13 protein-coding genes are annotated in these 11,891 nt (G+C 64.6%); 5 read left to right on the top strand and 8 right to left on the bottom strand.

The window, feature by feature from the left end; all coding sequences use genetic code 11:
* Positions 1 to 69: 69 nt before the first annotated feature.
* Both DL237_RS03145 and DL237_RS03140 read left to right on the top strand, forming a co-directional pair.
* Positions 70 to 702 (top strand): SCO family protein, encoded by a 633-nt coding sequence (locus DL237_RS03145; RefSeq protein ID WP_119397563.1) that lies wholly within the window; start codon positions 70 to 72, stop codon positions 700 to 702.
* 105 nt (positions 703 to 807) lie between these two features.
* Entirely contained in the window at positions 808 to 1,356 is a 549-nt protein-coding gene (locus DL237_RS03140; RefSeq protein ID WP_119397686.1) for an ActR/PrrA/RegA family redox response regulator transcription factor, read from the top strand.
* A gap of 163 nt (positions 1,357 to 1,519) precedes the next feature.
* Here DL237_RS03140 and DL237_RS03135 read toward each other — a convergent pair whose 3' ends face one another.
* Both DL237_RS03135 and DL237_RS03130 read right to left on the bottom strand, forming a co-directional pair.
* On the bottom strand, positions 1,520 to 2,008 hold the full coding sequence (locus DL237_RS03135; protein ID WP_119397562.1) for a GNAT family N-acetyltransferase: 489 nt from the start codon (positions 2,006 to 2,008) through the stop codon (positions 1,520 to 1,522).
* Entirely contained in the window at positions 2,005 to 2,598 is a 594-nt protein-coding gene (locus DL237_RS03130) for an HD domain-containing protein (RefSeq protein WP_119397561.1), read from the bottom strand. Before DL237_RS03130 ends, DL237_RS03135 begins: the two co-directional genes overlap by 4 nt.
* Positions 2,599 to 2,707: 109 nt before the next feature.
* Here DL237_RS03130 and ahcY point away from each other — a divergent pair, with 109 nt between their 5' ends.
* Positions 2,708 to 4,102 carry an adenosylhomocysteinase gene (ahcY, locus tag DL237_RS03125; RefSeq protein ID WP_119397560.1) on the top strand — a complete coding sequence of 465 codons (1,395 nt, stop codon included), beginning with the start codon at positions 2,708 to 2,710 and terminating at the stop codon, positions 4,100 to 4,102.
* 80 nt (positions 4,103 to 4,182) lie between these two features.
* On the opposite strand, the gene DL237_RS03120 is transcribed toward ahcY, so the two are convergent.
* The 6 genes from DL237_RS03120 to tsaD form a co-directional block, all read right to left on the bottom strand.
* Entirely contained in the window at positions 4,183 to 5,727 is a 1,545-nt protein-coding gene (locus DL237_RS03120) for an alanine/glycine:cation symporter family protein (protein ID WP_119397559.1), read from the bottom strand.
* 17 nt (positions 5,728 to 5,744) lie between these two features.
* Positions 5,745 to 6,179 (bottom strand): universal stress protein, encoded by a 435-nt coding sequence (locus DL237_RS03115; protein WP_119397558.1) that lies wholly within the window; start codon positions 6,177 to 6,179, stop codon positions 5,745 to 5,747.
* Positions 6,180 to 6,790: 611 nt separating this feature from the next.
* A complete protein-coding gene (locus DL237_RS03110; RefSeq protein WP_119397557.1) occupies positions 6,791 to 7,213 on the bottom strand; it encodes an EVE domain-containing protein in 423 nt (140 codons plus the stop codon).
* On the bottom strand, positions 7,213 to 7,485 hold the full coding sequence (locus tag DL237_RS03105; RefSeq protein WP_119397556.1) for a YciI family protein: 273 nt from the start codon (positions 7,483 to 7,485) through the stop codon (positions 7,213 to 7,215). The genes DL237_RS03110 and DL237_RS03105 overlap by 1 nt, the downstream gene beginning before the upstream one ends.
* A 4-nt stretch (positions 7,486 to 7,489) precedes the next feature.
* Entirely contained in the window at positions 7,490 to 8,455 is a 966-nt protein-coding gene (locus DL237_RS03100) for an NAD(P)H-dependent glycerol-3-phosphate dehydrogenase (protein ID WP_119397555.1), read from the bottom strand.
* The gene (gene tsaD, locus DL237_RS03095; RefSeq protein WP_119397554.1) at positions 8,452 to 9,543 is read right to left on the bottom strand and encodes a tRNA (adenosine(37)-N6)-threonylcarbamoyltransferase complex transferase subunit TsaD; all 1,092 of its coding nucleotides are present in this window, start codon (positions 9,541 to 9,543) and stop codon (positions 8,452 to 8,454) included. The genes DL237_RS03100 and tsaD overlap by 4 nt, the downstream gene beginning before the upstream one ends.
* 117 nt (positions 9,544 to 9,660) lie before the next feature.
* Here tsaD and DL237_RS03090 point away from each other — a divergent pair, with 117 nt between their 5' ends.
* Together DL237_RS03090 and DL237_RS03085 are read left to right on the top strand one after the other, a co-directional pair.
* A complete protein-coding gene (locus DL237_RS03090) occupies positions 9,661 to 10,389 on the top strand; it encodes a uroporphyrinogen-III synthase (RefSeq protein ID WP_119397553.1) in 729 nt (242 codons plus the stop codon).
* A 49-nt stretch (positions 10,390 to 10,438) separates the two neighbouring features.
* Positions 10,439 to 11,890, top strand: a complete 1,452-nt coding sequence (locus DL237_RS03085) for a COG4223 family protein (RefSeq protein WP_119397552.1) — start codon at positions 10,439 to 10,441, stop codon at positions 11,888 to 11,890.
* The last annotated feature ends 1 nt before the right edge of the window (position 11,891 follow it).

Here is an 11,891-nt window from a genome sequence, read left to right as displayed (position 1 = left end):
ATTGCATTTGGTGCCCTGATTGATAGGTGTTGGACCACCATCAGGCAATTGCCGGAGAGGAAAAAGCAGATGTTGCGCCTATATGCAGCGGCGGCCGTCGCGGCCATGGTCGGACTGACCGGGGCCTTGTGGTACAGTTCCCGGCAGGGGTCCGAGGATGCCTTTGCGGCCTGCCGGGGAAGCGCAGTTTCCGGTGGATCGGGCCAGATCGGCGGGCCGTTCGAACTGGTCGACGAAACGGGCAGGACGGTGACTGACGCGGATGTGATCACCGGGCCGACGCTGATCTATTTCGGCTATACCTATTGTCCGGATGTCTGCCCGATGGACATGGCGCGCAATGTGCAAGCCGTGGAAATCCTTGAACAACAGGGCAAGGACGTCACGCCGGTCTTCATCTCGGTCGATCCCGCGCGCGACACGCCGGACCAATTGGCGCAGTTCACCGACTATCTGCACCCCCGCCTGCTGGGCCTGAGTGGAAGTGACGCACAACTGAAGGCTGCGAGCCAGGCTTACCGCACCTACTACAAGATAAATCCGCCGGAAGATCCGGCTGACGAAGACTATTATCTTGTTGATCATTCTACGTTTTCCTACCTTATGTTCCCCGATCTGGGCTTTGCCGACTTCTATCGCCGCAACCTGAGTGCCGAGCAGCTTGCAGAGCAGATGTCGTGCTTTATCGACGCCGCGTCCTGAGCGGGTCGGGTTTGACGGCGGCCTGCTTCGCGCTTACTACTTTGGGAAAGCGCGGGTTTTCCGCGGGCCGGGGTGCCGCGCGTGATGCAGGAAGGCGTGGCACAGATGGATGACCAGTTGGATATCGGCGAAGACAGGACATTGCTGCTGGTCGATGATGACGAGCCGTTTCTGAAACGCCTGGCCAAGGCCATGGAAAAGCGCGGTTTCGACGTTGAAACTGCCGGTTCGGTGGCCGAGGGCAAGGCGCTTGCCACGGCGCGGCCACCGCGATTTGCCGTTTGCGATCTGAGACTTGAGGACGGCAACGGACTAGACGTGGTAGAGGTTCTGCGCGAACAGCGCCCCGATTGCCGGGTCGTGGTGCTGACCGGTTATGGCGCGATTGCGACGGCTGTTGCGGCGGTCAAGATCGGGGCAACGGATTACCTGTCAAAGCCGACCGATGCGACGGATATCACCAATGCGCTGCTGGCGCTGGGCGATGCCCTGCCGCCGCCACCGGAAAACCCGATGAGCGCGGACCGGGTGCGCTGGGAACACATTCAGCGGGTCTATGAGCTGTGTGATCGCAACGTCTCCGAGACCGCCCGCCGGCTGAACATGCACCGACGTACCTTGCAGCGGATTCTGGCCAAGCGTTCGCCGCGTTAACACCCCTGCGAAACAAGGGTTTTGCGCCAAATCGCAACGTCGGTATCTTGACGGTATCTATTCGGTAGGTGAGCGGTGCGAAAAAAATCGTCCGGGGGTTAACCCGGGCGTTCATCTTTGTTGCCGAAGTCTTGCGGGTGTGTTGCCGCCCGCCCGCCCCGGATCACAGATCGTAGCGCTTGAGCACCTTGTCGACGTGGCTGCCATCGGACAGGACGTAATCGTCGATCCGGCCATAATCCTCGAAACCGCGGCTTTGGTAATAGATCAGCCCGCCGGTGTTGTCGGCGCGGATCTCGGCGTTGATCCAGGTATACCCCGCGGCGCGGGCGCCGGCCTTTGTCGCCTCGAACAGCGCCGAACCGATGCCGAGGCCGGTCTTGCCGATGCGGGCGTATGTGCCGATCTGGCCAACGCTGGCACCGTGCCGGGCGTGCGGTTCGATCCATTGAAACCCGAGCAGCGTGCCCGCCTCGTCCTCGGCCAGGGTCCAGACCGCGCGGTCGCTGCGCGCCATCCAGGAGGCCAGATCATCGCGCGTCACGGGGTCGAGCATCGCGGTGGTGCCCCCCTGCAAGATCACCTCGTTCAGCAGGTCCGCGAGGGCGGCGCAATCAAGCACCCCTGCGCGGCGGGTCAGGATCGTGGTCATGTCATCTGCTCCATCAGGTGCGCGTGGCGGGCGGTGAAATCGGCGCGCACCGCTGGGGCGGGGCGCAGCACGATGTCCAACCCGTCGATCAGCGCGGCATCGGGGCGGCCAAAAAAGCGGGTCGCCTCGGCTTCGGAAAACCCGGCGATCTGGGTGGCCTCCATCCAGGCGGAAACGCGGTCGGCCTTCTTGATACGGGTCTTCAGGCCCTTGGGCGTGCTGGCGGGCAGGCCAAAGCGGATGTGGATCGCCGCCGCGAGGCGTTTGTCGAGCACGTCATAATCCGGGCCGATGGCGGATTTCACGGGCGAGATCATGTCACCGATGACGTATTCGGGGGCGTCGTGCAGCAGCGCGGTCAGCCGTTCGGGCGGTTTCGCACCGGGGTTCAGGCGGCAGAACAGCGTATCGACCAGCAGCGAATGTTCGGCCACGGAATAGGCGTGGTCGCCGTGCGTCTGGCCGTTCCAGCGGGCCACGAAGGCCAGGCCATGGGCGATATCCTCGATCTCGATATCCACCGGGGTCGGGTCGAGCAAATCCAGCCGGCGCCCGGACAACATGCGTTGCCATGCTCTGGCTTGCTTCATGTTTACACCTTCGTCATGCTGAGGCCGTACATATCCGGGCCTGCCATTGTCGAGCTTTCGGGCAACTGATATCCCGGCTAGGGACCGACCCACCAGGAGAACGGACTATATGACCCAGGACTACATCGTAAAGGATATTAACCTTGCCGCCTACGGACGGAAGGAACTGGATATCGCGGAAACCGAAATGCCGGGCCTGATGGCGCTGCGTTCGGAATTCGGCGACAGCCAGCCGCTGAAGGGTGCACGGATCGCCGGGTCGCTGCACATGACGATCCAGACCGCCGTGCTGATCGAGACGCTTGTCGCTCTTGGTGCGGAGGTCCGTTGGGCGAGCTGCAACATTTTCTCGACTCAGGATCACGCCGCGGCGGCGATTGCCGAAACCGGCACGCCGGTTTTCGCCATCAAGGGCGAGACGCTGGAAGAATACTGGGATTACGCCGACAAGATCTTTGATTTCCCCGAAGGTACCTGCAACCTGATCCTGGACGACGGTGGCGATGCCACGATGTACATCCTGATCGGCGCGCGCGTCGAAGCCGGTGAAACCGACCTGATCGAAGTGCCGCAGAGCGAGGAAGAGACCTTTCTCTTCGCGCAGATCAAGAAGCGCATGGCGGCCAATCCCGGCTGGTTCACCAAGCAGCGCGAGGCCATCCAGGGCGTTTCCGAGGAAACCACCACGGGTGTGCACCGTCTGTATGAATTGCAGAAAAGCGGTCATCTGCCGTTTCCCGCGATCAACGTCAACGACAGCGTCACCAAGTCGAAGTTCGACAACAAGTACGGCTGCAAGGAATCGCTGGTCGACGGTATCCGCCGCGCCACCGATACCATGATGGCGGGCAAGGTTGCCGTCGTGTGTGGCTATGGCGATGTCGGCAAGGGGTCGGCGGCGTCGCTGTCCGGGGCCGGAGCGCGTGTGAAGGTGACCGAAGCCGATCCGATCTGCGCCCTTCAGGCGGCGATGGACGGGTTCGAGGTGGTTCTGCTGGAAGACGTCGTCGACAGCGCCGATATCTTCATCACCACCACCGGAAACAAGGACATCATCCGGATCGAGCATATGCGCGCGATGAAGGACATGGCCATTGTCGGCAACATCGGCCACTTCGACAACGAGATCCAGGTCGCCAGCCTGAAGAACCACAAGTGGACGAACATCAAGGAACAGGTGGACATGATCGAGATGCCGTCAGGCAATCGCATCATCCTGCTGTCCGAGGGGCGTCTGCTGAACCTCGGCAATGCGACCGGCCACCCGTCCTTCGTGATGTCGGCGTCCTTCACCAACCAGACGCTGGCCCAGATCGAACTGTGGACCCGGGGCGACCAGTACAAGAACGAAGTCTACGTTCTGCCCAAGCATCTGGACGAGAAGGTTGCCGCCCTGCATCTGGCACGTGTCGGTGCCAAGCTGACCAAGCTGAGCCCCGAGCAGGCGGCCTATATCGGCGTGACGCCGGATGGCCCGTTCAAGCCCGAGCATTACCGCTATTGATCCTGCGGCGGCCTTTGTCGCCCTTTCAGACAGGAAAGGCCCCGCAGGTGATGCGGGGCCTTTCGTTTTTCGGATCGGGATCAGTGCTTGAAGCGCTTGATCTCGCCTGATTTCAGCCGGGCGATGTAGCTGTTCAGCTCTCGCTTGACGATGGGCATCAGGAAGTAGAGCGCGATGATGTTCACGATCGCCATGGAAAACAGCATCGCGTCGGAAAAGTCGATCACGGGGCCGAGGTTGGCGGCCGCGCCGATGATGATGAACAGGCAGAAGATCACCTTGAACACCGTTTCGACTGCCTTGCCCTCTCCGAACAGGTAGGTCCACGCCTTGAGGCCGTAATAGCTCCACGAGATCATGGTGGAGAAGGCAAACAGCACGACGGCGATGGCCAGCAGGTAGGGGAACCACGAAAACGCCCGCGCATAGGCGGCGGAGGTCAGGGCGACACCGGACACTTCGCCTTCGGTCGAGATGCGGCCCGCTTCGGCGTTCCAGATATAGAGGCCGGTGTCGGGATCGACGTTCAGCACCCCGGTGATGACGATGACCAGCGCGGTCATGGTGCAGATCACGACGGTGTCGATGAAGGGTTCCAGCAGGGCGACGTAGCCTTCGGTCACGGGTTCCTTGGTGCGCACGGCCGAGTGGGCGATGGCAGCCGAGCCGATGCCCGCCTCGTTGGAAAAGGCCGCCCGGCGGAAGCCCTGGATCAGCGCGCCGGTAAAGCCGCCCAGCACGCCGAGGCCGGTGAAGGCCCCCATGAAGATCTGCCCGAAGGCCCAGCCGATCATGTCATAGTTGATCGCCAGGATGATCAGCGACACGACGACGTAGAACACGCCCATGAACGGCACGATCTTTTCCGTGACCTGGGCGATGGACTTGATGCCGCCGACGATGACGGCAAAGGTCACGATGGCCAGGATGATGCCGGTGATCCAGCCGGGATAATCCCCGAAAACGCCCGCAAGCTGGGCATGGGCCTGGTTCGACTGGAACATGTTGCCACCGCCGAGCGCGCCGAGGATGGTAAAGATGCAGAACAGCACGGCCATGAAGCCACCGCCGGGCAGACCGCGTTCCTTGAAGCCCTTGGTGATATAGTACATCGGCCCGCCCGAGACGTGGCCATCGGGGTATTCATTGCGGTATTTCACCCCCAGCGTGCATTCGGTGAACTTGGTCGCCATGCCGAACAGCCCGGCGATGACCATCCAGAGGGTCGCCCCCGGCCCGCCGATCCCGACGGCGACCGCGACCCCGGCGATATTGCCCAGACCGACAGTGCCGGACAGCGCCGTCGCCAGCGCCTGAAAATGGCTGACCTCGCCCGCGTCATCGGGGTCGGAGTAGTCGCCCTTGACCAACGCGATGGAGTGGGCAAAGCCGCGCAGCTGGATGAAACCGAAATAGGCGGTGAACACCAGCGCCCCGACCACCAGCCAGAGCGCGATCCAGGAAAAGTTGGTTCCCGGCAGATCGGCAAAGATCAGGCTGACGTACCAGCCGGTGTAATCGGCAAACATCTGGTTGATGGTGGCGTCGATGGATTGGGCCTGCGCCGGCCCGGCCATCAGCAGGGCAGAGCCTGTGGCCGCCGCGAATGCGTGAAATCTGTTCATGTGTTCGGCCTTTCTGTTCAGGGGACGATGACGGTGGGCACGGGCGCAATCTGCGCCAGACCCAGCGGGACCGATCCGAAGACGCGGGCCGAAATGGAGTTGGACCCCGAGCGACCGACAAAGATCATCGCGGCGGCCTTGGCGGTGGCGGTGGCGGCGATCAGTTCGACGACCTGACCATAGCGCATCTCGCCCGTCGCCTCGACACCGGCGGCGGTTGCCGTGGCGATGGCGGGATCAATGATCGCCTCTTTCGCGCGTGTCATTTCCTGCTTGCGGCGGGTGTGACGCTCCTCGACTTCCTGCGGGGTGAGAAAGGTATAGGGCGACCATTCGAGGACGTGGACGATATGAAGCGTCGCATCCTCCCTGCGGGCCCGTTCGATGGCGTAGTTCAACAGCGTACTGTCATCCCCGCCCTCGTAAGCCACGACGAAAATTTCCTTCGACATTACTTCCCCCTGTTTTTTCGGGGGTACCCTCCGGTCGGGTCCGGATCGGTCCCCCGTTTGGTGCGATGTTTGGTCGTCTGCGGCGGATCTGACGCTGCATGGCACCAGCCTGCCTTGGCCAGGCGCGCCGTGTCATGGATTTTTCACGGAAAGGGTTCGGATTTCGCGCTTTTTCGGCCATTTTGGGGATAAAGGGCGTGATTTTGCTGCGGCGCGGCGCAGATTTTCTCCGCGATTTCCCTCTCGTTCCGCATGTCGGAACGGTGGCGGGTGCCGCCGGAGGTTGTGCGTTTGTGCGTAAATGGCGGGTGCGGAGGATTGCGAACGGAGGCGCAGGTTATCGAAACCTTTCAAAAACCAAGCGCATTTTTCGCATTCGGAATTTGCAATGTGGGGGTGTTTCACGCTATTGCTGAGGCACGGCCATGTAGGCCCGGACCTTTCAGATCAGATACACGTGTGGTGCTTAGGGAGCACGTGGGGTGACGGAGGGTAACGGGTAAGGCCGACCCTTCGTTTAATTCAGGCAGCGCGTCTTTGGGTAAGCCCGGACGCCGAGCGGCGCGTCCCGAGGGGGGACGCGTCGTTGCCGCATGTCACGGCAGGGGACATCAATCCGGGTCCGTCTGCCCCATTTCGCAGACGCGTCGCCATTCAGCGGGGGTTACAGGCTGAACGGACAGGCGAGAGTTCTTGACCAGCACCATTTCGGCCAGCCTGCGGTCATCCTTTATCTGGTCGAGGGTGACTGGCACCTCAAACGATCGGACCGCCTTGATATCGACGCACTCCCACCGGGTATCCTCGGTCGTGCTGTCGGGGTGGGCGGTGGCGCAAACCTCGACAATGCCGACGACGCGTTTCTCGTTGACGGAATGGTAAAAGAAACCCCGGTCGCCCAGCTCCATCTCGCGCATGAAATTGCGGGCCTGGTAGTTGCGCACGCCATTCCATTCCTCGCCCGCGTCGCCTTTGGCACGCTGATCGTCCCAGCCCCAGGTGCCGGGTTCGGATTTGAACAGCCAGTAGCGCATCAGCCGACGACCTTTTTCCAGGCCGAGATTTCGACATCTTCGAACAGGCCCGCGCGGGCATAGGGGTCGCCCGCGGCCCAGGCCTCGGCTGCGGCGCGGTCGGGCAGGTCGAGCACGACGAGGGAGCCGCGCATGTCGCCCTGATCCGACAGAAGCGGGCCGCCGAACATCACGACGCCGGTTTCCTCGACATAGGCGAGGTGGGCAGCGCGGTTGGCCATGCGGAGGTCCAGCGCATCGGGTTTGTCACGGGCAATCAGGGCAAAGGGCATCGGGTCATTCCTTTTTCAGCGGGCGTGACAGCAGCATGTCCATCGCGGTGGCCACGTCAAGGCGCGCCTCGACAAGGCCGGTGACGACGGCGGTGATGGGCATGTCGAGACCGCGCTGCGTGGCAACGTCATGGGTGGCGCGGGCGGTGGCGGCGCCTTCGACCGTGACGGCGGGATCAAACGCCTCGCCCCGCCCGATGGAGGCGCCAAAGCGGTAGTTGCGCGATTGCTCGGACGTGCAGGTCAGCGTCAGGTCGCCAAAGCCGGACAGGCCCGCCAGCGTTTCGGGTTCGGCGCCAAGGGCAGCCGCCATGCGCTGCATTTCCGCATAGCCGCGTGTCAGCAGGGCGGCGCGGGCGCTTTCCCCCAGACCCGCGCCGATGGCGGCGCCGCAGGCAATGGCGATGACGTTTTTCAGCGCGCCCCCCAGTTCCGCGCCGATAATGTCGGTCGAACTGTAGAGGCGCAGGTTGTGGGTCGACAGCTGGGTTTGCAGGGTTTCGGCGCAGGCGGCGGTGCCACAGGCCAGGGTCAGCGCGGTCGGCAGGCCACGGGCGATGTCGGCGGCAAAGCTGGGGCCGGTCAGGGTGGCGGGGGTGGCATCGGGCAGCACCTCGGCCAGCACCTGCGAGGCGCGCAGACCACTCGACAGCTCGATCCCCTTGCAGCAGATCACCAGCGTGCGGTGCGACAGCTGATCGGCGTGGGTGGTCAGCAGGGCGCGCAGCGTCTGCATCGGGGTGGCGAGCAGGATGGGGCCGTGGTCGGGCAGCGCCGACATCTCCGACGCACAGGTCAGCCCGTCGGGCAGGGTGACGCCGGGCAGGCGCGGGGTTTCGCGGCTGGCCTGCATCTGCGCCATGGCATCCGCGTTGCGACCCCAGAGCCAGACGGTACGGGCGTCGCTTTCGCGTTGCATCGACACGGCGAGCGCGGTGCCAAAGGCCCCTGCCCCGAGGATGGAAATCATGCCTTCGCCCCTTTCTTGCCGCTGCCCAGCATGGCCGGGCTGGCGGTGTCCAATGGCCAGCGCGGGCGGGCCATCAGTGTCATGTCATCCTGTTCGCCCAGTGCAAAGCGTTCGATGCCCGCATAGGCGATCATCGCGGCATTGTCGGTGCACAGGGCCAACGGCGGGGCGGTGAAGGTGGTTCCGGTTTCCGCGCACAGGCCCATCAGGGCGGAGCGGATCGCGGTATTGGCGGCGACGCCCCCGGCGACGGCAAGGGTCGGTTGTGCAGGTGCCTCGGCCAGGTAGAGCGCCAGCGCGCGGCGGGTCTTTTCACGCAGCACATCGACCACGGCGGCCTGAAACCCGGCGCAGAGGTCGGCGCGGTCGCCCCGGCGCAGGGCATCGCCGTCCATCACGCTGTCGCGGGTGCGCAGAAGGGCGGTTTTCAGGCCGGAAAAGCTCATGTCGCAGCCGTCGCGGTCCAGCAGCGGGCGGGGAAAGGCAAAGCGGTCGGGGTCGCCCGTCTTCGCCTCGGCCTCGACCGAGGGGCCGCCGGGCTGCGGCAGGGCCAGCAGGCGGGCGGTCTTGTCGAACGCCTCGCCCGGGGCGTCGTCGATGGTGCCGCCGAGGCGGGTGAAATCCTGCGCACCGCGCACCAGCAGGAACTGGCAGTGCCCGCCCGACACCAGCAGCATCAGATAGGGAAAGGCGATGCCATCGGTCAGGCGTGGCGTCAGCGCATGACCGGCAAGGTGATTGACCCCGATCAGCGGCTTGCCCGTGGCCACGGCCAGCCCCTTGGCGCACATGACACCGGACAGCACGCCGCCAATCAGGCCGGGGCCTGCGGTGACGGCGATGGCATCGACCTGGGCCAGGGAAAGCCCCGCCTGCGACAGCGCCTCGACCACGCAGGTATCCAGTTTTTCGGCATGGGCGCGGGCGGCGATTTCGGGCACCACGCCGCCAAAGGCCGCGTGCAGGTCGTTCTGGCCGACGACGACCGAGGACAAGACGCGCGCCGCGCCGGGCCGGCCCCGCAGGACAGCCGCGCCTGTGTCGTCACAGCTGCTCTCGATACCGAGGAAGGTGAGGTCTTGGGTCATGGCCGGTCCGTTGCGAAATCACTGCGTGGCAGGTAACACCGGGACAGGGCGCAAACAACTCTGCCGGCGGCACGAAACCGCTGTGGGCAGGCGCGGCGCCCCCAGTGGGGTAAAGATATGCAACCCGTTGTCCTGATCACCCGGCCCGAGGCCGAGGCGCAGCGCCTGGCAGAGGCTGTCACGGCACGCGCTGGAGATGTGCGCATCGTGATCTCGCCCTTGCAGGAGGTGGTGTTCGATGCGGCGGTGCTGGCCGACCTTGCCGCGCGCGATCCCGAATGCGCCCTGATCTTTACCTCGCGCAACGGCGTGCGCAGCTGGCGAGGCGGCGCGCGGGTTGCCTATTGCGTGGGCGATGCCACGGCAGAGCTGGCCCGGGCGGCTGGGCACGACGCGATGTCTGCCGATGGCAATGCCGAAGACCTCAAGGCCCTGATATTGAGAGAAAACCCTGGTGTTCCCCTGCTGCATTTGCGGGGCAGGAACCATCGGGGCGACCTGGTGGGCGCGTTGCAGGCCGCGGGCCTGAGGGCCGAGGCGATCGAGGCATATCAGCAGCGCCCCTGCCCGCCGACACCCCAGGCGAGGGCGGCGATGACCGGGGTGGCACCGATTGTGGCGCCATTATACTCACCCCGCTCTGCGCGGTTGTTCGCAGACGCCTGGCAGGGCGATGCGCCCTTGCTCATCGCGGCGATCAGCCCGATGATTTTACCCCAGATCGCGGGTTTGAAACGCATTCGCGTCGAAATTGCTGCGCACCCCGGCAGCGAAACAATGCTAGGTGTGGTAACTGGACTTATCGCCGCAGCGCATCAACTTGAGACGCGTGGGGGTGGCGGCTAAGCTGCCGGAAGTTATGCGGCGATATTTGAGAATCGAAGAGGATTGATCCGTGGCCAAGAAGACCAGCGACAAGACAGACAAGGCCGAGATCGCGTCGACGGGGACCGGAACCGGCGCCCCCGAGGCGGCAGCATCCGGCGATGATCTACCGCACACGGGCGCGTCCGAAGTCGACGCGGTGCCCGACGCGGACGCTGACGCGCCTGCGCAGACCGGCAAGGTCGTGTTGCGCGCGCCTTTGCATGATCCGCGCGACGGAACGTCGCTGACCCCTGCCGCTGCCCTGGCCCCCCCGGAACATGATCCGCGTGCGGCGGACGAATATGACGGCGATGCCGCGACCCTGGGGGCGGAAGCCGACGGTGACATCCCGTCAGAGGATGCCGCACCCGAGAGCGCGGCCGTTTCGGCCAGCAGCATTCCCTCGACCAAACCCGCCCCGACCACAGCCCCGGACCCAGCCCGGGACGCAGCCAAGAACACCGCCTCGGGTGCCGCGCAGAATGGCGCGCCTGTCGCCGAACGCGTCATCGTCAAGCGCGGCGGGTTTTTCCCGGCGCTGCTGGGTGGGGTCATCGCGGCTGGCCTGGGTTTTGGCCTGGCGCTGGCGCTCTATCCCGAAGGTGCCCCGTTCATGAGTGGCGGCGGCCGCGACGATGGGCTTTCGGCGCGGATCGACGAACAGGCCAGTGCCATCGAGGATCTGCGCGCCCGTGTCGACGCAGGCCCGGACCTGTCGGCGCTGGAGGGGATGAGCGGCGATGTCGCGGAGGTAAAATCCGGCCTGTCCGAGCTGTCCTCGGCCACCGATCAGAATACCGCCAGCCTGTCGAACCTGGCCGCGCGTCTGACCGAGATTGAAAAGCGGCCCGTAGAAACCGGCGTGTCGCAAGAGGCGATCCAGGCCTATGAGGGCGAGCTGAGCAAGTTGCAGCAGGCCATGCAGGACCAGCGCGCAGAGATCGAGGACATGATCGCGCAGTCCGAAGAGATGAAGGCCGACGCCGCCAGCACGGCCCGCGACACGCAGATCCGCGCGGCCCTGGTGCGCATCGGGTCGGCGCTGGATGCCGGCGATCCCTACGAAACACCGCTGAGTGCGCTGGCGGACATGGGCCTTGAGATCCCGGCCCCGCTGCAGGACCATGCCTCTGCCGGGGTTGTCACGATGGCACGTCTGCGCGACGATTTCCCCGAATACGCCCGCAAGGCGCTGGCGGTGACACGTGACAGCGGCGATACCTCGTCTGTCGTGTCGTTCCTCAAGACCCAGCTGGGCGCGCGATCGCTGAACCCGCGCGACGGCGACGACCCCGACGCGATCCTGTCGCGCGCCGAGGGCAAGCTGCGGGATGGTCAGCTGCGTGCGGCGCTGGACGAACTTTCGTCGCTGCCCGACGCCGCCAAGGCCGAAATGCAACCCTGGATCGACCCTGCGTCGGGCCGGGCCGAAGCCGTCGCCGCCCAAGAGGCGATGTCGGCCGATTTCAAGACGAACTGAG

The sequence above is a fragment of the Pseudooceanicola sediminis genome (genome assembly GCF_003575965.1).
Classification (GTDB): Bacteria; Pseudomonadota; Alphaproteobacteria; order Rhodobacterales; family Rhodobacteraceae; genus Pseudooceanicola; species Pseudooceanicola sediminis.
Note: the sequence above shows the minus strand (reverse complement) of the source record. Positions and strands in the feature narration are given on the sequence as shown.